Genomic DNA, 20,709 nt, shown 5'->3' with positions numbered 1-20,709 from the left:
CAGCATGCCGCCGCCGGCCCGCCTGTTGAAATGCGGTTAATCGCGCCGGGGAAAAATATAAAACGTCGCGGTCGCGTTTATAGAATATTAAGTTCAGCGGACCGCGCGCGGACCGCGGGCCACCGCCGCCGCACGCGCCACGCCGATTAATCAGCCAGCCGTCCCACGCTCTCCGGATAATATCGGCTTATTCTCCCCGGGGTTTATATTGCACCGGTTTTAATGCCGGATTTATTCAACCGTTGTTAATGGCGCGCGCGGCGCCGAACACCGGCGCGAAGGCGGCGCCGGCGCATTGATCGCGGCACGCGGAGCGCGGGCGATTTCTTTGTCATATGCAACATATTGCAATTAAGAAATGGTTTGTGCGACGGCAACTGATGTGTTTGTTGTTAAAACACGACTTGCACCAGATTGGGTCGCGTCCGGGTTTTATACGGTCCCGGCTCCGGTTTGCCTTACGACGCGCATCGGGCGGCCGCCCAACCCCGCTTTCGCGGCGTCTGCGGGGCGCGGTTTTCGATGTTCTTTGTTCTGCGGATGGTCCGCCCGGCATTGATTTTCTGCGGTTCGTTCTTGACGAGCAGGGGTTTTGATGCAAATCCCCCCAGCAACGTTACTTCCGAGCGGAAAGCATGACGATGTTGTCTTTTTGTTGTATTTTCGCGCCGAAAAAATTGTCACTATTGATATGCAAAATGCCTCAATAGAAACATTTCTCCCGATTGCGGTGCATTTTGTTGTCAAGACGAGACAATCAAAAACAATGTCAGATCGCCATTACTTTATCGGCCAAACCGGCGCTTCAAACAGGCGCCCCAAAATGGTGCGTTGCGAAATCGCGCCGCCGTCGCGGGGTTGCTCTCCCCTCGGGTTTATTGACAATGGTCGACCTGTTATGTTTTTATGAATGGCGGCAAAGTCCTGGATTATTTCGCCCATGATCCATTCCCGGACTTCGCCACCGGCAGCAAAAGGTTTTGAAAGAGCAGGGCAGCAATTGAGCGGTTTTATCCAGACTCTCAATGAGCTTATAAAAGAAGAGGGTCGTTTTACTCGTCGTTCAAAAGATGCAGTGAAACGTCTAATAAACACACCAAGGGAATTCAATATAATGATCAAGGAAACAGTATTGTCTCGCTCGATCCGCGTGATGTTCATCGGCGGTCTCGCGCTCGGTGCGCACGTCGCCTCGGCGCAGAACGCGGCCGAACCGATGCAAAAAGTGGAAGTGACCGGTTCGCGCATCCCGACCGTCAACACCGAGGGCTCGAGCCCGATCACGGTGGTCAGCGCCAAGGACATCAAGGTCGACGGCGTGCGCAACACGGAAGACATCCTCAACAACCTGCCGCAGGTGTTCGCCGGCCAGGGTGCCGCGGTGTCGAACGGCGCCACCGGTACCGCGACGGTCAACCTGCGTAACCTCGGTTCGGACCGCACGCTGGTGCTGGTCAACGGCAAGCGCCTGCCTGCCGGTAGCGTGCAGGATTCCGCTCCCGATCTGAACGAAATTCCCGCGGCCCTGATCAAGCGCGTCGAAGTGCTGACCGGCGGTGCCGGTGCGGTGTACGGCGCCGGCGCCGTGGCCGGTGTGGTCAACTTCATCCTGCGCGACAATTTCGAAGGCGTCGAAGTCCAGGCCAACCTGTCCGGTTACAACCACCAGCAGGGCAATGGCAACGCCAAGGCCGTGTCGGACCGCAACTTCGCGCTGCCGGGCGACGCCAAGTTCGACGGCAAAACCAAGGATGCGAGTATCCTGATCGGTGGTAACTTCGCCGACAACCGTGGTAACGCCACGCTGTTCTTCAATTACAAGGAAACCGACGCGGTGCTGCAATCGCAGCGCGATTTCACCTCGTGCGCGCTGGCGGGCAGTGAAGACGGCTTCGCCTGCTCCGGTTCGGGCACGCAGGCCAGCGGCCGCATCCGTATCAGCGGCAACGGCTTCACCAACGACGGCAAGGGCGGCGTGAAGCCGTACACCTCCGCCGACGTGTACAACTTCGGTCCGTCGAACTATCTGCAGCGTCCATCGAAAGTCTACGGCTTCAACGCCATCGCCCACTTCGACATCACCGACAAGCTGCAGGTCTACCAGCAGTTCGCGTTCCACAATTATTCGACCGACGCGCAAGTCGCGCCGGGTGGTATCTTCTATCCGACCACGGTCACCATCCGTTCCGACAACCCGATGCTGACCCCGGCCTGGAAAACCGCGCTGGGCTTGAACACGGCAGATAGCGTCACGGCCACCATCGGCAAGCGTAACATCGAGGGCGGTCCGCGTATCAACTCGATCAACGATACTTCGTTCCGCGAATTGATTGGCGTTAAGGGCGAGCTTGGCAACTGGAGCTATGACGTCTTCGGCCAATACGGCCGCGTCAGCCACAGCGAGAAGAACAGCAACTACTTCTCGGTCGAGCGTACCGCGCGCGCCTTTGACGTGGTCAACGTCAATGGCGTGGCCACCTGCGCCTCGAAGGCCAGCGGCGCCGACGACAAGTGCGTACCGTACAACCTGTACGGCGGTCCGATCACCGCCGAGCAACTGGCGTACCTGAGCACGTCGGGCATCATCACCGGCTACACCCAGCAACTGATCTACGGCGGTAACATCGGCGCCGATCTGGGCGTGTACGGCATCAAGAGCCCATGGTCGAGCGCTGGCGTCGGTGTTTCGTTCGGCGCCGAGCGCCGTGCCGAAAAGCTGGTGTTCTCGCCGGATGAAACCTCGCTGTCGGGCGATCTGGCCGGTTCGGGCGGCGCCTCGCCACCGCTGACCGACGGTTACTCGGTCAAGGAAGTGTTCGGCGAATTCCGCCTGCCATTGTTCGAAAACAAATTCCTGGCCAAGTCGCTGGATGTGAACGGTTCGTTCCGTCGCTCCGAATACAGCACCGACCACACCGCCAACACCTACGGTGCCGGTGTCGATTGGGCGCCGGTCGAAACGCTGCGCGTGCGCGGCAGCTACCAGCGTGCGGTGCGCGCGGCCACCATTCCGGAACTGTTCAACCCGCAAACGGTCGGCAACAACGGCCCGTCCAACGATCCGTGCGCCGGTCTCGGCGCCTTCGGTGCGCCGGGCGGTCCTACCGCCACCGCGGCGCAGTGCGCACGCACCGGCGTCACCGCCGCGCAGTACGGCAACCTGGAGAAAAATCCGGCCAACCAGTACTCGAGCCAAACCGGCGGCAATCCAAACCTGTCGCCTGAACGCGGCACCACCTACACCGCCGGTATCGTGTTGACCCCGGTCAAAAATCTGACTGTCGCCGTCGATTACTTCAACATCAAGATCGAGGACACGATCAGCACGGTCGATCCGACCATCGCTCTGACCCAGTGCCTGGAAGCCGGCACTCCGGTGTTCTGTAATCTGGTCAAGCGCGACGCGGCCGGCACGTTGCAGGGCACTGGCGGCCCAGCCGGCTTCATCGTCGCCACCAACGCCAACATCGGCAAGGTCGCCACCTCGGGTGTGGATCTGGTCTCCAGTTACGCCATGCGCCTGGGTAGCGCAGGTTCGCTCAGCTTCAACCTGAACGGCACCTATACCCATAAGTCGACCACGGAAAACGTTCCAGGCCTGGGCGATTACGATTGCGCTGGCTACTTCGGCGCGACCTGCGGCACTCCGACGCCGAAATGGCGTCACAAGTTCCGCACCACCTGGGCGACGCCTTGGAACTTCGATCTGTCGGCGACCTGGCGTTACATCAAGGGCACCAAGCAGGAAGGCTTGAACCCGAGCCCATTGCTGCTGGCCGAAGGCGAAAACATCCCGGCATCGATCGAAGATCACATCGACGCACGCAACTACCTGGATCTGAACGTTCAGTATCCAATCACCAAGAAGATCGGTCTGAGCTTCGGCGTGAACAACTTGCTGGATAAAGATCCACCGATCGTTTCGACCAACGTGACCGCCGCCGCCGGCTTCGCCAACGGTAACACCTACCCACAGGTGTATGACTCGATGGGCCGTTACATCTACCTGAACCTGACCGCGCGCTTCTAAGCCGATCGGATCCGGATGTAACAAAGGCGCTCAGCTTCGGCTGAGCGCCTTTTTTTTATGCCGGCGGCGCCGCTTACGAATAGTCGACCGGATCGTCGCCCTGCCTGAAGGCGTTCATGGCCACCGTCATGGCGCTGATCATGTCGCGCTCGGCCGGCGACAGATGCGGGTGCCAGATGTCGAAAATCAGCACCACGCGCAGCTTGTCGCTGTCGTTCCACGCCTCGTGCTCGATGGTGTCGTCGAACACCCAGGCCCGGCCCGGCACCCATTCGCGCGTCTCGTTGGCCACGCGGAAGCCGCAACCGGGCGGCACGATCAGCGGCAGGTGGGTCACCAGCCGCGCGTTGCTCACGCCCACGTGCGGCGGGATGCGGGTCTGGGGCTTGAGCAGCGAGAACATCGCGGTCGGCGTGCGTCCGGCCTGCTCCGGCTGCGGCGCGCCGCCCAGCAGGGCCATGGTGCGCGGGCAGCGGGCGGCGTTGGGCTCGACCGGCACGCCGTCCTTGAACAGGTGGAAGGCGCTCCAGCGCGGCGAGTTGTTCAACTCGGCGAACTGGTTGTGCGGCACGTCGTCGGCGTAGGTCAGGTAGGGCGTGAAGCCGTCCTCCTGCTGCAGCACGGCCAGGAACTCGTCGCGGATGGCGTCGGTGCCGGCCTCGATCGCGTCGAGCCACGGGAAGTCCGCGCGCGGCAGGAACGGCGTCGGCACCAGGCCCGGGTAGTGGTACAGCATCGACTCGGAGTCGTAGCGGCGCTTGCGCCCGACCATGATGTCGATCGATTCGCGGAAGCGGCGCAGGTCTTCGCCGGCGTGGCGCTGGTATTGCTGCTCGAGGAACTGATCGAGGAAGCGGCCGTAGCCGGCCTGGTAGTCGCCGACGTATTTCCTCGCGTGCTCGACGGCGTCGCGCATGCCCGGGTCGAGCTGCGCCGGCGGCGGGGCGACCTGGGTCACCGCGCCGTACACCGACGCCGACTGGTGGGTCTTCCCCTGGCGTTCGAGCAGGTTGGCGCGCAGGATCAGCGCCACCAGGTTGGACGGATCGGCCACCAGCGCGTTGTGGATCGCGGTCTGTTCGGCCGCTTCGTCCTTTTGCGCCTGGCAGGCCAGCGCCAGGTTGATCCAGGCTTGCGGGTCGTCAGGGGTGGCCTGCACCAGGCGCTCGAACGCGCGGCGGGCGGTGGCGTGGTCGCCGTAGCGGAAGGCGCGCTTGCCCAGCGACGCCAGCGCCAGCGGATGGGCCGGCGCCAGCTCCAGCAGGCGCGCCCACAGGCGCGCGGCGTCTTCTTCCTTGCCGGCTTTGGCGGCCTGGATGGCGGCGCCTTCCAGGATCGCGATTTCGGGGTCAGCCATGAACGGACTCTTTTCTTATATGGTGGAAACTGGCGGTCGCCAGAAGAAAAATTATAGCGTGCCTGCCGGACCGCGCCGACAAAAAAAAACCGCGCGGCCTGGCGGCGCGCGCGGGTGTTGGCGGGGTGTGGCGGGGTGCGGCGGCGGGCTTACTTCAGGCGCGCGGCGATGGCGGCGACGCGCGCGCCGTAGGCTTTTGCGGTGTCGAGGTCGCCTTGCGGGATTTCATCGACGCTGGCGTCCGACGGCGACTGCGCCATGGCGCCAACCGAGCCGCCGATGTTGTTCAGATCGGTGCGCTGGGCGGCCTTGGTGTTGGACGGCAGCATGCCCAGGCTGACCCAGATGCCGCCGTGCTGCGACGCCAGCGTGTTCAGGTACACCAGGGTGTTTTGCTTGTCGCCGCTGAAGCTGGCGCTGTTGGTGAAGCCGCCGAAGACCTTGTCCTTCCAGCCGCTGCCGAACCAGACCTTCGAGCTGGCGTCGGCGAATTTCTTGAACTGCCAGCTGGGGCCGCCCATATAGGTCGGCGTGCCGAAGATGATGGCGTCGGCCGCCGCCAGTTTGTTCCAGGCGTCGTCGGGCAGGTTGCCCTCGGCGTCGATGGCCAGCAATTCGCCACCGGCTCCCTCGCTGACGTACTCGGCGACACGTTTGGTATGCCCGTAACCGGAGTGATAAACGATGACGATTTTGCTCATGTGGCCTCTTCAATAGAAAGTTAAGCGGAAGCCATAGATTAGTCGAGCGGGGGCGTTTGGACAATACTAACCCAAAGGTAGGGGCGGCGCCCATGCATGGCGCCCATGCATGGGCGCCCTTACATGCCGCCCCAGATCGCGCTCAGCGCGCCGACGGCCGCCAGCGCCGCCGTCTCGGTGCGCAGGATGCGCGGACCCATCGACAGCGGCAGCGCGCCGTGGCGCAGCGCCGCGTCCTCCTCCTGCTCGCTCAGGCCGCCCTCGGGGCCGATCACCAGGGTGACCGCCTGCGGTCCCTGGTGGCGCGCCCAGTCCGGCAGCGACTGCTGCGCGCGCGGCGTCAGGATGATGCGGCGGTGCATGTCCTGCTGGGTGATCCAGTGCTTATAGTCCTGCAGCGGCGCCAGCTGCGCCAGGCGGTTGCGCCCGCTCTGCTCGGACGCCGATTCGATGATGCCGCGCCAGTGCCCCATCTTTTTTTCCGCGCGCTCGGCCGACAGCCGCACCACGCAGCGCTGCGCCGACAGCGGCTGGAAGCCCGATACGCCCAGCTCGATGGCCTTCTCGATGATCCAGTCCATCTTGGTCCCCTCCGGCAGCGCCTGCGCCAAGGTGATTGCGAACGGCAACTCGACGTCGCGCGCATGGTGGGCCTTGATCTCGACGGTGGCGCTGCGGCGCTCGATGTGGGTGAGGGTGGCGCTGTACTCGCCGCCGTCGCCGTTGAACAGCGTGATCAGTCCGCCCTGGGCCAGGCGCAGCACCTGGATGTGGTGGGCCACGGTGTCGGGCAGGGTGAGCAGCTGGCCGACGGCCAATGGCTGGGAAATGTGAAAGCGGGGCATGCGGACATCCGGTCGGTGGAGATCGACAATTTTAATCGCTGGGCCGCGGTCCCGGGAACTTACTTGTGGTTATGACTATAAGTTACAAATGCGCGCGATCGCGGTGCGTGGCGAGCGCGCTTTTTGTGCAAGCGCCGTGTCCGGGCCGGAAAAACGCACCATGATGGGATGAGGTCGCCTCGGCCAATTATGGAAACGCGCATTAATTTTGAAAGATTCGATATGCGAGAATTTTATATCGTTATAACTTATTTTGCGAAATAAAAAATTTAACCAACGCATACGGCGGGTGGAATATGTGGCTCCATCGTAAAGCATTTAACTTGGATAATATATACATTTGTAGAGTATTTGCCCGTTTTTTAGTCATCCCGTTGTTTTATTGCATAATAAAAGTGCCATTGTTGACAGTGCAATTCTGCACATGGTTTTATCGATCCGGCATGCCGTAAGGCTTACGGTCTGTGATTAGTGGTAACCAGATCTCCATCAGAGAGACAAGGGCAATGGTGCCCAAAAGGCAAATCTTCTTAATCGGGAATATACATGTTCAGAAAAACAGTTTTAGTCAACGCGCTGTCGATTGCCTTCGGCGCGGCGGCGCTGACCGCCGTCGTGACACCGCCGGCGATGGCGCAGTCTAATGCCTCCGGTAACATTTTCGGCCGGGTCGCGCCGGGCACGGCCACCTCGGTGGTGCTCAAGAATCTGGACACCAACCAGACCCGCACGGCGCCCGTCGACGCCAGCGGCGCCTTCAACGTCACCGCCATGCCGATCGGCCGCTACAGCCTGACGTTGCAACAAGGCGGCACGCCGGGCGCCACGTCCAATGTCGAAGTGCTGGCCGGCCAGGGCGTGGAGGCGCAGTTCGTCGACGGCGCGGTGCAGGCGGTGCAGGTGACCGGCCGCCGCAGCCGCATCGACGTCTCCAGCGCCAACAACGGCGCCACGTTCACCGCGCGCGAACTGGCCAAGCTGCCGATCGCGCAGAGCGTCGACGCCATCATCCAGCTGGCGCCGAACACCACCCGCGCCGATTCGCGCTACGCGGCCGGCGCCAGTTTCGCCGGCGGCGGCGCGTCGGAAAACGCCTTCTACATCAACGGCTTCCCGGTCACCAATCCGCTGACCCAGCTGGGCGCGTCCGAGCTGCCGTTCGGCGCCATCGCCCAGGCGCAGATCCTGACCGGCGGCTTCGGCGCCGAATTCGGCCGGTCGGTCGGCGGGGTGGTCAACATCACCACCAAGAGCGGCACCAACACCTGGGAGGCGGGCACCAGTTTCAGCATCGAACCGAACTCGCTGCGCGCCAAACCGAAGGACAGCTACTATCCGGTGACCGGCGCGACCGAAAACGCCGGCACCGATGGCACCTTGTTCCGCCGCAACCAGGACAACAGCCGCACCGAGAAAATCTACGGCGCCTACGTCGGCGGCCCGCTGGTCAAGGACAAACTGTTCATGTTCGTCTCGGCCGAAACCCGCCGCTACGATTCCGAGGGCACCAACGACACGCTGTCGACGCTGGGCAACCGCACCTCGACCTCGAACGCGGTGTCCGGCTGGCAGGCGAAGCAGGACCAGATCGACCGCTATATGGTCAAGCTGGACTGGAACATCACCGACAACCACCGCCTGGAACTGACGGCGCTGGGCGACAAGGCCGAAACCGACCGCCAACTGTATAGCTACGACTACGCCACCTTCAGCCACGGCACCACCGCCACCGCCTCGCAGCACTACAAGAACAGCGAGGACTTCACGCCGTCGGTGGGCGCCAACACGCAGATCCTGCGCTACACCGGCAACCTGACCGACAACCTGACGGTGACGGCGCTGGCCGGCCGCAGCAAGACCAAGAACACCAACCGCTACGACCAGATCGGCGCCGCGTCGAGCGGCCCGCTGTTCCAGATCAACGCGCCGGTCGCCGCCCAGTATCCCGGCCTGAACTATTCGAGCACGCAGGTGCTGTCGGGCCGGGTCACCGCCAATGATTCGGACAGCAAGATCGATTCGAACCGGCTGGACCTGGAGTACAAGTGGAACGAGCACACGCTGCGCGCCGGCTTTGACAACAACAAGCTCAAGTCCGGCTCGGCTGGCGAGATCTTCGGCGGCGGCGGCCAGTGGGTCTACAGCAAGGCCAACGATCCGCTGACGCCGATCAGCGTCGGCGGCGGCTACAACATCGTGCCGGGCACCGGCGGCGGCCTCGGCGCCCAGGGTTACTACGTCAGCAACCGCATCTTCGACTCGACCACTTCGGCCGGCTCGGACCAGTCGGCGCAATACCTGGAGGACCGCTGGCAGGTCACCAAGGATGTGCTGCTGACCCTGGGCCTGCGCAACGAGGGCTTCAAGAATAAGAACGGCGACGGCGTGACCTTCCTCGAGGTGAAGAACTTCGTGCAGCCGCGCGTGGCGGCGGCTTGGGACGTCAACGGCGACGCCAGCCTGAAGGTGTTCGGCAGCGCCGGCCGTTACGCGCTGCAAATCCCGACCCACCTGGCCGTGCGCGGCGCCAGCCGCTCGACCAACACCCGTCAATACTTCACCTACACCGGCACCGACGCCAACGGTCTGCCGCAAGGGCTGGTGCCGATGACGGGCGTGTTCTCGACCAACAACGAGCTGGGCCAGGCCAAGGACGCCAAGACCCTGACCGCGCTCGGCATCGATCCGACCTACCAGGACGAGATCACGCTGGGCTTTGAAAAGGCGTTTTCGCCGAGCCTGAACTTCGGCGCCAAGGCCACCTACCGCAAGCTCAAGTCGACCATCGACGACTTCTGCGACCCGTCGCCGATCCTGGCGTGGGCCGAGCGCAACAACGTCGACGCCAGCAACTACGGCGGCTTCAACTGCGCCTCGTTCAATCCGGGCAAGGCCAACAGCTTCCTGGTCGACTTCGCCGGCGACGGCAAGTATTCAACGGTCAACCTGAGCAAGGCCGACCTGAACTTCGACGAGGCCAAGCGCAACTACACGGCGGTCGACCTGTTCGCCGAGCATCCGATGCGCAACGGCTGGTATGGCCGGGTCAACTACACCTGGTCGCGCAGCAAGGGCAACACCGAGGGCCAGACCCGTTCGGACAATGCCCAGACCGACGTCGCGGCGACCTCGACCTGGGACAACTATCCGCTGATGATAGGCGCCGACGGCTTGTTGCCGAACGACCGCAAGCACCAGATCAAGGCCTTCGGCTTCTACGAGCTGGGCCCGGAGTGGACCCTCGGCGGCAACCTGCTGATCGCCTCCGGCCGGCCGCGCAGCTGCTTCGGCAACCGCTTCGACATTCCGGACGGCATCGACGACTACGGCTCGGTGTATTTCTATTGTGGCAAGGAAGTGCCGCGCGGTTCGCTGGGCCGCTTGCCGTGGGACAAGCGGCTGGACGCCAACCTGGCCTACCGTCCGCAGATCCTGAAGGGCTTGTCGGTCAAGGTGGACGTCTTCAACGTCTTCAATAAGCAGACCGAGCAGACCATCGACGAGACCTACAACCTCGACGGCACGGCCGTCAGCTCGATCTACGGCCGGGTGATCAGCTACACGGCGCCACGCTCGGTGCGGCTGACGGTGGAGTACAACCACCGCTTCTGACCGCCGCCGCGCTGCGTCCCGAAAACCGCCGGCCCGTCCGGCGGTTTTTTTTATGGCAGCGCGCGCTCTGGTAGAATACTGGGTTCAGCAGCACGGCAGTTGGCAGCTCCAGGATTCCAAACCTCCCGCACTTACTTACACCATGAACACTACGCTCCCGCACACCCAAATGGCTAACGCGATCCGCGCGCTGGCAATGGACGCCGTCCAGAAGGCCAATTCCGGCCACCCAGGCATGCCGATGGGCATGGCAGAGATCGCCGTTGCGCTGTGGAGTGGCCATTACAGCCACAACCCGGCCAATCCAAAATGGGCGAACCGCGACCGCTTCCTGTTGTCGAACGGCCACGGCTCGATGCTGCACTACGCGCTGCTGCACCTGAGCGGTTACGCGGTGACGATGGACGACATCAAGGCGTTCCGCCAGATGCATTCGAAAACCCCGGGCCACCCGGAAGTGGACGTCACGCCGGGCGTGGAAACGACCACCGGGCCGCTGGGCCAGGGCCTGGCCAACGCGGTCGGCATGGCGCTGTCCGAATACCTGCTGGCCAGCGAATTCAACAAGCCGGGCCTGGACGTCGTCGACCATTACACCTACGCCTTCGTCGGCGACGGCTGCCTGATGGAAGGCATTTCGCACGAGGTGTGCGCGCTGGCCGGCACGCTGGGCCTGAACAAGCTGATCGCGCTGTACGACGACAACGGCATTTCGATCGACGGCAAGGTCGAAGGCTGGTTCACCGACGACACCCCGGGCCGCTTCGAAGCGTACGGCTGGAACGTGATCCGCGCCGTCGACGGCCATGACGTGGGCGCCGTGTCGGCCGCGATCGCCGCCGCCAAGGCGTCGGACAAGCCGACCCTGATCTGCTGCAAGACCATCATCGGCAAGGGTTCGCCGAACCTGCAGGGTGGCGACAAGGTCCACGGCGCCGCGCTGGGCGACAAGGAAATCGCCGCCGTGCGCGAACACCTGGTCTGGACGTCGGTGCCGTTCGAGATCCCGGCCGAGCTGTACACGGCGTGGGACGCGAAGGCGGCCGGCGCCAAGGTCGAGTCCGAATGGAACACGAAGTTCGCCGCGTACACGGCCCAATTCCCGGCCGAAGCGGCCGAACTGACGCGCCGCATGAACGGCGAACTGCCGGCCGGCTTCGACGCCGCGCTGGCCGCCGCCATCGCCTCGTGCGTGGACAAGAAGGAAAACATCGCCACGCGCAAGGCCAGCCAGAACGCCATCCAGGCGCTGGCGCCGGTGCTGCCGGAATTCCTGGGCGGCTCGGCCGACCTGACCAGCTCGAACCTGACCAACTGGAAGGAATCGATCGCCGTCCGTTCGGGCAAGCCGGGCAACCACGTCAACTACGGCGTGCGCGAATTCGGCATGAGCGCGATCATGAACGGCATCACGCTGCACGGCGGTTTCATCCCGTTCGGCGCGACGTTCCTGACGTTCTCCGACTACAGCCGCAACGCGCTGCGCATGGCCGCCTTGATGAAGCTGCGGTCGATCTTCGTGTTCACCCACGATTCGATCGGCCTGGGCGAAGACGGCCCGACCCACCAGTCGGTCGAGCACATCTCGTCGATGCGCCTGATCCCGAACCTGGACAACTGGCGTCCATGCGACACCGTCGAATCGGCGGTGGCGTGGGGCGAGGCGGTCAAGCGCAAGAACGGTCCGTCGACCTTGATCTTCTCGCGCCAGAACCTGCCGTACCAGGAACGCAGCGCCGAGCAGATCGCCGACGTCGCCCGTGGCGGCTACGTGCTGAGCGAAGCGGCCGACGCCAAAGTGACGCTGATCGCCACCGGTTCGGAAGTCGAGCTGGCCGTCGCCGCCGCCTCCGCGCTCAAGGCCGAGGGCATCAGCGCGCGCGTGGTCTCGATGCCGTCGACCGACGTGTTCGACCGCCAGGACGCCGCCTACAAAGCGGCCGTGTTGACCAAGGGCATACCGCGGGTGGCCATCGAAGCCGGCGTGACCGATTTCTGGTACAAATATGTCGGCCTGGAAGGCGCCGTGGTCGGCATCGACACCTTCGGCGAGTCGGCCCCGGCCGGCGTGCTGTTCAAGCATTTCGGCTTCACGGTGGAAAACGTCGTGGCGAAAGTCAAACTGGTCATTGCATAATCTATAATTGCAGACCGGACTACCTTATTTTTTTAATCAGGAGCAGAGTATGACGATCAAAGTTGCAATCAACGGCTACGGCCGTATCGGCCGCAATGTATTGCGCGCTTTCTACGAAGGTGGCAAGAAACAAGACATCCAGATCGTGGCGATCAACGACCTGGGCGACGCCAAGTCGAACGCCCACCTGACCCGCTACGACACCGCCCACGGCAAGTTCCCTGGCACGGTGGAAGTCGACGGCGACAACATGATCGTTAACGGCGACGTCATCCGCGTGTTCGCGCAGCGCAACCCGGCTGAAATCCCATGGGGCGACCTGGGCGTGGACGTGGTGCTCGAGTGCACCGGCTTCTTCACCACCAAAGAGAAGGCCTCGGCCCACCTGAAGGGCGGCGCCAAGAAAGTCATCATCTCGGCGCCGGGCGGCAAGGACGTCGACGCCACCATTGTGTACGGCGTCAACCAGCACGTGCTGAAGGCCACCGACACCGTCATCTCGAACGCCTCGTGCACCACCAACTGCCTGGCCCCGCTGGTCAAGCCGTTGAACGACGCGATCGGCCTGGAAACCGGCCTGATGACCACCGTGCACGCCTACACCAACGACCAGGTGCTGTCGGACGTGATGCACGAAGACTTGCGCCGCGCCCGTTCGGCCACGATGAGCATGATCCCGACCAAGACCGGCGCCGCCGCCGCGGTCGGCCTGGTGCTGCCCGAGCTGAACGGCAAGCTGGACGGCTTCGCGATCCGCGTGCCGACCATCAACGTCTCGCTGGTCGACCTGTCGTTCATCGCCAAGCGCGACACGACCGTCGAAGAAGTCAACGCGCTGATGAAGGCCGCCTCCGAAGGCGCGCTGAAGGAAGTGCTGACCTATCAGACCGAACCGCTGGTCTCGATCGACTTCAACCACAATCCGGCGTCGTCGAACTTCGACTCGACGCTGACCAAAGTGTCGGGCCGCCTGGTCAAGGTATCGTCGTGGTACGACAACGAGTGGGGCTTCTCGAACCGCATGCTGGACACCACCGTGGCGCTGATGACCGCGAAGTAATTCGTTCGATCCCATCGAAAGCCCTCCCGGTTCGCGCCGGGAGGGCTTTTTTGTTTTCGACCGGCATGTCGGCCACCGCCAACGCATAGCAAAGAATAGCCACCGCCCACTGCTGTAAAAAGTGCGATTTGTAAATTCTGATTCCCGGCGTGAGCCGGGAACGCTTTCAGCGGGCGCTGGCCTGCGGCGGCGGCTTACAGGGTCACGCGCAGGCCGAGGTAGTAGCGGCGGCCGATCGGATCGTAGACCGAGGCGTCGGTCTCGGTGCCGGTGGTGTTGCCCGGCAGGCCGCTGATGATGCGGGCCGGCTTGCGGTCGAACGCGTTGTCCATGCCGAGGTAGACCTGGAAGGCTTTCTTCACGTCATACGTCAGCTGGAAGTCGGTGGTGGTGTAGGAGCCGATCTTCGGCGCCTGGTCGCCATTCGCGAAGGTATTGAGGAACTGGTCGTCCAGCTTCGAGCGTCCGGTGTAGGTGGTGGTGGTGTTGATGCCGACCGGGCCCCACTTGTACGCCAGGCCCAGCACCGCCTTGTTGCGCGGCGACTCCAGTTCGCCGGCCGCTTCGTCCTTGTCCTCGCCCTGCAGCGGAATTTCCCACAGCGTTTTGAGATAGGTGTACGAGGTCTGCACCGCTAGGCGGCCCGGGCCGACCCGGTCCGCCCAGGAGGCGGTCAAGTCGATGCCTTCGGTGCCCTTGCCGCCGCTGTTCGACACCGCCGTGTCGCTGTACTTGATCGAGCCGGCGTTGTAAGAGCCTTCCGATACGGCGCGGCGCGTGATGAAGCTGCAATAGCTGGCGTTGCCGCCGTAGCACTGCTGCAGCGAATACTGGCGCGGGGTGCTGACGATGGCGTCGGAGATCTTGATCTTGAAGTAATCGGCCGTGAAGGTGAACTTGCTCAGCACCGGGATCGACCGCGGCGTGATGACGACGCCGATCGTGTTGGAGCGGCCCTGTTCGGCGGCCAACTGGGGATTGCCACGGTTGTAGCCGCTGATGCCCTGCTGGTCCGATTGCGATTGGGCGAACACGCCACCATTGGCGGCGATGTTGGCGCTCACGCCCGGCGCGGCGCGGCAGGCCACGCTGGTCGGGTCGTTGCTGGTAGCGGTCACGCCGACGCACGGATCGACCAGGCCGCTCGGGAAGTCCTGGCTGGGCGCCTGGTACAACTCGTTGATGTTGGGCGCGCGGGTCGACACGGCGCGCGTCGCGCGGAACTTGAGGTCCGACACCGGCGCCCATTCGAGGCCGGCGTTCCAGCTGTTGGTGCTGCCGACGGTCGAGTAGTCGCCGTGGCGGAACGAGCCGCGGAAATCCAGCGACTTGGAATAGAACTGGTCCTTGAGCAGCGGCACCCGGGTTTCGGCGAACACTTCGCGCACGGTATATTTGCCATAGGTGGGCGGCGTCGCGTTGCCGGCGTTCAGGCCGGCCTGGGTCAGCGGATCGGCCACGCTGCTGGACTCTTCGCTGCGCCATTCGTAGCCCACCGCCACGCCGATTTTGCCGGCGGGCAGTTCGAAGACGTCGCCGCTGACGGTGCCGCCGGCGATCTTCTGCGTGATGCCGGTGGACAGCGAACCCGGCGCGGTGACGTACTTGAGCGCCTCCGGCGTGATGGTGTTAAAGCCGAACACGTTGAGCGGCACGCAGCCCTGCGCGCGCGCGACCGGATCGGCGCACATGACGCCGCCGGCCGGATTCGGGATGGCCTCAAGCGCCGAGCGCGCCGTCAGCGTGTTGATCTGGCCGGTGGAATTCTGCGATTCGGTGGTGCGGCCGTAGCTGACGAAGGCGTCGTAGCTCCAGTCGTTGAGCAAGCCCGGCAGGAAGGTGCCCTTGAGCCCGGTCGCCAGACGCAAGGTGCTGCGGTCGACGCTGCTGTGGCGCGGCCCGAACTCGGAAAGCCGGCGGCTGAAGTTGTAATCGCGCAGGCCGTCGTCATCGGTGTCGACGTTGCCATCGAATAAGTTTTGCGGCACCAGCGGATTGCGTACCCGGACCCCGTTGATCAACGATTCGGCGGGCACCTGGCCGCCGTTGTTCTTGTAGATGTCGCCCGAGGTCATCGCGAACGGTTCGATGTTGGTGTCGACCTTGGTTTGCGCGTAGGTGCCTTCGAAGAACGCGTTGTGGTTGTCGTTGATCTTCAGATTGCCATTGGTGGCGAACAGGAAGCGCTCGGTCGGCACGGCGATGGTGCGGTACTCCGAACGGTTGAAGCCGGTGGCGGCGCTCGTCGCGCTGCCATTGGTCGACCATGGAATGACGTTGCCGTTGCGGTCGTAGGTAAAGGTGCTGCCGTCCGCGAGGAAGAACCGGCCTTGCGGCGGGATGCTGGAATAGAACGGCGCCAACGGCGTGAACAAGTCCCTGGCGTCGTCGGTGCTGCTCGCGCCCAGCGAGGTCTGGTCGATCGCCGAACCCAAACGGGCGCGGTCCTTCGACATCACGGCGCCCTGCCTGGAATAGCCGAAGTGGCCCATGATGTTGCTGGCGCCGTCGGCGCTGCTGGTGCCGAAGGTTAGCGCCAGCTTGCGTTTCTGGTCGTCGTTCTTTTCCCACGCGCGGCCGGCCGAGCCGTCGAGCAGGATGCCGTTGAAGTTACGCTTGAGGATGATGTTGACGACGCCGGCGACGGCGTCCGAGCCGTAGGTCGCCGAGGCGCCGCCGGTCAGCAGCTCGACCCGCTCGATGAAGTCGATCGGGATGGTGTTCAGGTCGACGGCGGTGTCGCCGGGCACGCCGGAGACGAAGCGGCGGCCGTTGACCAGTACCAGCGTGCGGGCGTCGCCCAGGTTGCGCAGGTTGACGGTGGAGACGCCGCCGCCCGAGGTCAGGAAGTTGGAGTTGGTGCGGCTCAGCGTCGGCGTACCCATGGTCGGGTTCTTCTGCATCAATTCCTGCAGGTTGACCGCGCCCGAGGCGGCGATATCGGCCGAGCTGAGGATCTGCAGCGGCGACGGCGAATCGGCGTTCGGCGACGAGATGCGCGAACCGGTGATTTGCACTTTCTGGATCGGTTCGGATGCTGTGTCCTGTGCGTGGGCGGCGTGCACACCGAGCGCCAGACCGGCGGCGCAGATCATGCGCACCGACCGGGATAGTGTTGTCTCTTTTATCATTTGCGACTCCATGAATATTATATTGGTGGTCTAATTGCCGAAACATCATTTTTTCGACCAGCCACTGTACTCAGTCGTCGTCCGCCCTGTAAATACAAACACTTAACAAGAACAAAAAACCAACAATATCAAAATGATAGTTGCGCTGCACCGTTGTGGTGCAGCCACAAACGCGTGAACACAGTTGACTTTGGCAACCACATTACAGCTGAACGCGCAGCCCCACGTAGAACCGGCGGCCGATCGCGTCGTAGGTCGACGCATCGGTTTCGGTGCCGGTCTGGTTGCCGGGCAGGCCGCTGATGATGGGCGGCGGGTTGGCGTTGAACAGGTTGTCGATGCCCAGGTAGAGCTGCACCGACTTGCGCACGTCGTAGGTGAGCTGGACATCGTTGTAGGTGCGCGAGCCGACGCCGACGGCGCCCGGCGCGATGCTCAGGCTTTTGAGGAACTGGTCGTCCAGCGACACCGGCCCGGTGTAGGTGGTGGTCCAGTTGGCGCCGTACGGCCCCCACTTGTAGGCCAGGTTGAGGGTGGCGCGGTTGCGCGGCGCGTTGACATTGTCGGCCGTGACCTCGGCGACGTCGTGGTTTTTGTCGGCGTCCGGCGTCGCCTGTTGCCATAACTTGCGCAGCCAGGTGTGGGCCAGGCGGGCGCTCAGATTGCCCGGCCCGACGCGGCCGGTCCAGGAGGCCGTCAGGTCGACGCCCTCGGTGCCGTAACCGCCGCTGTTGGTGGCGGCGATGTCGCTGTAGCGGATCGATCCGGCGCTGAGGTTGCCCACGGCCGCCGGACGGCGCGTGATGAACGAGCAAAAGGCCTGGTTGTTCTGGTTGTAGCACTGGTCCAGCGCGTACTGGCGGTTGGTGAAGACGATGGCGTCGGCGATGTTGATCTTGAAATAATCCAGCGTGAACACCGCCCGGCTCAGCAAAGGAATCGAGCGCGGCGTGACCACCAGGCCGACAGTGGTCGAGCGGCCGGTTTCGGCCTCCAGCCTGGGGTTGCCGCGGTTGTAACCGCTGATGCCTTGCTGGTCGGCCTGATTTAACGTGAAAATGCCGCCATTTGCCGCCATGTTGGCGGCAACTCCCGGCGCGTTGCGGCAATTGACCGCCAGCGGGCTGGTGTCGGCCAACGCCACGCCCTGGCATGGATCAACCAGTCCGGTGGGGAAATCCTGGCTGGGGGCCTGGTACAGCTCGTTGATATTAGGTGCCCGCGTCGACTGTGCGCGCGTGGCCCGCAGCTTGATGTCCGGCGTCATCGTCCACTCGAGGCCGGCGTTCCAGCTGTTGGTGGCGCCGACGGTGGAGTAGTCGCCGTGGCGGAACGTGGCCAGCGCGCTGAGCTCGCGCACCCACGGGCGCTCCTTCAGCAGCGGCACCCGGGTTTCGACGAACACCTCGCGCACGGTGAACTGGCCGAAGGTGGGCGGCGTGGCGTTGCCTGCGTTCAGGCCGGACTGCGTCAGCGGGTCGGGAATGGCGCTCGATTCTTCCGAGCGCCACTCGAAGCCGGCGGCGACGCCGATGCGGCCGGCCGGCAGGCCCGGCACCTCGCCGGTGGCGGAGGCGCCGACCAGCCGCTGGGTGATGGTGGTGAGCAGGGAGCCGGGCGCGGTCACATAGCGCAGCGCGTCCGGGGTGATGCTGTCGTAGCCGAACAGGTTGATCGGCACGCAGCCCTCCTGGCGGGCGTTGACGTCGCGGCAGACCGGCGCGCCGTCGGCGCCGGGAATCGCCTCCAGCGCGTTGCGCAGGCTCATGACGTTGACCTGTCCGGTGGAGTTTTGCGCCTCCTTGGTCTTGCCATAGGTCAGATAAGCCTCGTAGTTCCACTCGCGCACCGTGCCCTTGAGGCCGGTGGACAGGCGGAAGGTGTCGCGTTCGACGTCGGATCGGCGCGGGCCGAATTCGGCCAGGCGGCGCGTGAAGAAGTAGTCGGGCACGCCGTCGCCGTCGGTGTCGCTGATGCGGTCGTACAAATACCGCGGCACCAGCGGGTTGCGCACCAGCGCGCCGTTGATCAACGAGGCGGCGGGAACCTGGCCGCCGGGCTTGTAGACGTTGTCCGATCCCAGCGCGAACGGTTCGATGTTGCTATGGGCGCTGGTCGAGGCGTAGGTACCCTCGAAAAACGCGCTGTGGTCGGGATTGAAGGCCCAGCTGCCGTTGGCGGCGAACAGGTAGCGTTCGATGGGCACGGCGATCAGGCGGTACGCGGAACGGTTGTAGCCGGTGGAGCCCACGCCGGTGCCGGGCGCGCCATTCTGATTCCAGGGAATAATGTTGTTGTTCGCATCATAGGTGAAATCCTCCTCGTCGCCGAAGAAATGGCCTTGCGGCGCATAGCCGGAAAAGTTCGGCCGGCGCGGCACGAAAGCGAGCTCGGGACGTCCCTGGGCGATCGACGAGAACTGGTCGACGGCCGAGCGTTCGCGGTCGCGCGAAAACACCTCGCCCTGTTTGGAATAGCCGAAATGGCCCATCAGGTTGCTGGCGCCATCGGCGCTGGTGATACCGAAAGTTAATCCCAGTTTCTTGCGGTAGTCGTCGCCTTCCTCGCTTTGTCCGGCCAGGGAGTCGAGCAGGATGCCGTTAAAGTTTTTCTTCAAGATAATATTTACCACGCCGGCGACGGCATCGGAACCGTAGGTGGCGGACGCGCCGCCGGTCAGTAATTCGACCCGCTCGATAAAATCGGTCGGAATGGTGTTGAGGTCGACAGCGGTGTCGCCGGGCACGCCGGAAACAAAGCGTCGTCCATTCACCAATACCAACGTGCGGGAATCGCCGAGATTACGCAGATTGACCGTGGTGACGCCGGCGCTCGATGTGAGGAAATTGGAATTGGTTCTGCTGACCGTGGGTGTACCCATGGTCGGGTTTTTCTGAAGTAATTCTTGCAGATTCGTCGCTCCGGAGGCCGCGATATCGGCCGAGTTTAATATTTGCAATGGCGACGGCGATTCCGCGGCGGGCGAGGCGATACGTGAGCCGGTAATCAGCACTTTCTGCATGGGTTCAGCAGATTCCTGGGCGCCGGCTGTCATCGTGCCGAATGCCAGGCCGCTGGCGCAGATTATACGGATCGAGCGGGCAATCAATCTTTCTTTTGTCATTATCCGACTCCTTTTGTTTATAAACGGGATATCACCGTTACATAGACAGAAGAGGCGGCCGAAGAGTTCCCGGGGTTGCCAAGCTCGTTTTTGGCTTTTACATGCCAATTTTTGGCATGAAGTCCCGTAAAAATGCACATGGAAACAAAAAAGCGGACGAAAAAAAGCCGGGACGCATCCCGGCGGGGGCCGATCCAGGCAGAAACAGTATCAACTCATTTATATATGCCGGAACCCACAAACATATCGTCCACCTTCTCCACATAACCCGACTTCGATTCAACCGCCTTGGTCACCGGATTAGGCCATTTGAAATCGACCCAGCCGCTGCCTTTGGATTTGGCTAATTCGACCATTTCCTTGATCATCGGTTTTCCCTCATTATCTTTCAGGCCGATTAAAGGCTTGCCCACCATTTTGGGATTATTGCCGTGGGCTAAAGCGACGCCATTCAGGTCGTACGCATACACATATAAATCACGGTCGTGGAAGGTGGCGTTGGCCGGATCGGAAATGGCGGCAAAGGCTTTTTCCTTGCCTTCCGATTTAATCAGCGCGACCGCCCGCTTGACCATCGCGACGGCTTCCTCCTTGCTGCCTTTTTCAGCGCAATATGCGCTCGTGGATACCGCCAGCAGGCTGAATGCCACGGCACTCAATAATGTTTTCATGTCAATTCTCCAGGTTAAGTGTGACAGCGGCGGGGCCGTGG

At 63.1% G+C, this 20,709-nt stretch carries 11 protein-coding genes; 5 read left to right on the top strand and 6 right to left on the bottom strand.

Annotated features, from left to right (window positions below; genetic code table 11):
* Nucleotides 1-595 precede the first annotated feature (595 nt).
* Nucleotides 596-910: a hypothetical protein gene (locus BMX85_RS30025; RefSeq protein WP_143067936.1), complete on the top strand. Its 315-nt coding sequence runs from the start codon at nucleotides 596-598 to the stop codon at nucleotides 908-910.
* Nucleotides 911-1,132: 222 nt separating this feature from the next.
* Nucleotides 1,133-4,030, top strand: coding sequence for a TonB-dependent receptor domain-containing protein (locus BMX85_RS09095; protein WP_229210364.1), 2,898 nt, complete (start codon nucleotides 1,133-1,135; stop codon nucleotides 4,028-4,030).
* A gap of 73 nt (nucleotides 4,031-4,103) precedes the next feature.
* On the opposite strand, the gene BMX85_RS09090 is transcribed toward BMX85_RS09095, so the two are convergent.
* From BMX85_RS09090 to BMX85_RS09080, 3 genes are all read right to left on the bottom strand, one after another.
* On the bottom strand, nucleotides 4,104-5,387 hold the full coding sequence (locus BMX85_RS09090) for an aspartyl/asparaginyl beta-hydroxylase domain-containing protein (protein ID WP_090316086.1): 1,284 nt from the start codon (nucleotides 5,385-5,387) through the stop codon (nucleotides 4,104-4,106).
* A gap of 149 nt (nucleotides 5,388-5,536) precedes the next feature.
* Nucleotides 5,537-6,088 (bottom strand): flavodoxin family protein, encoded by a 552-nt coding sequence (locus BMX85_RS09085; protein WP_090316083.1) that lies wholly within the window; start codon nucleotides 6,086-6,088, stop codon nucleotides 5,537-5,539.
* 119 nt (nucleotides 6,089-6,207) lie between these two features.
* Nucleotides 6,208-6,933 (bottom strand): 16S rRNA (uracil(1498)-N(3))-methyltransferase, encoded by a 726-nt coding sequence (locus BMX85_RS09080; protein WP_090316080.1) that lies wholly within the window; start codon nucleotides 6,931-6,933, stop codon nucleotides 6,208-6,210.
* A 546-nt stretch (nucleotides 6,934-7,479) separates the two neighbouring features.
* Between BMX85_RS09080 and BMX85_RS09075 the strand changes: the two genes are divergently transcribed.
* From BMX85_RS09075 to gap, 3 genes are all read left to right on the top strand, one after another.
* Nucleotides 7,480-10,545, top strand: coding sequence for a TonB-dependent receptor (locus tag BMX85_RS09075; protein ID WP_090316077.1), 3,066 nt, complete (start codon nucleotides 7,480-7,482; stop codon nucleotides 10,543-10,545).
* A 169-nt stretch (nucleotides 10,546-10,714) separates the two neighbouring features.
* Entirely contained in the window at nucleotides 10,715-12,682 is a 1,968-nt protein-coding gene (tkt, locus tag BMX85_RS09070; protein WP_090316074.1) for a transketolase, read from the top strand.
* 49 nt (nucleotides 12,683-12,731) lie between these two features.
* A complete protein-coding gene (gene gap, locus BMX85_RS09065) occupies nucleotides 12,732-13,742 on the top strand; it encodes a type I glyceraldehyde-3-phosphate dehydrogenase (RefSeq protein ID WP_090316071.1) in 1,011 nt (336 codons plus the stop codon).
* Between the two features lie 194 nt (nucleotides 13,743-13,936).
* Here gap and BMX85_RS09060 read toward each other — a convergent pair whose 3' ends face one another.
* From BMX85_RS09060 to BMX85_RS09050, 3 genes are all read right to left on the bottom strand, one after another.
* Nucleotides 13,937-16,873 carry a TonB-dependent receptor domain-containing protein gene (locus BMX85_RS09060; protein WP_090317629.1) on the bottom strand — a complete coding sequence of 979 codons (2,937 nt, stop codon included), beginning with the start codon at nucleotides 16,871-16,873 and terminating at the stop codon, nucleotides 13,937-13,939.
* A gap of 202 nt (nucleotides 16,874-17,075) precedes the next feature.
* Entirely contained in the window at nucleotides 17,076-19,895 is a 2,820-nt protein-coding gene (locus BMX85_RS09055) for a TonB-dependent receptor domain-containing protein (RefSeq protein WP_229210363.1), read from the bottom strand.
* 317 nt (nucleotides 19,896-20,212) lie between these two features.
* Complete coding sequence (locus BMX85_RS09050) at nucleotides 20,213-20,668, bottom strand: cache domain-containing protein (protein ID WP_090316064.1); 456 nt, start codon at nucleotides 20,666-20,668, stop codon at nucleotides 20,213-20,215.
* Nucleotides 20,669-20,709 lie beyond the last annotated feature (41 nt).

This window comes from Duganella sp. CF517, assembly GCF_900110275.1.
GTDB lineage: Bacteria > Pseudomonadota > Gammaproteobacteria > Burkholderiales > Burkholderiaceae_D > Rugamonas.
Note: the sequence above shows the minus strand (reverse complement) of the source record. Positions and strands in the feature narration are given on the sequence as shown.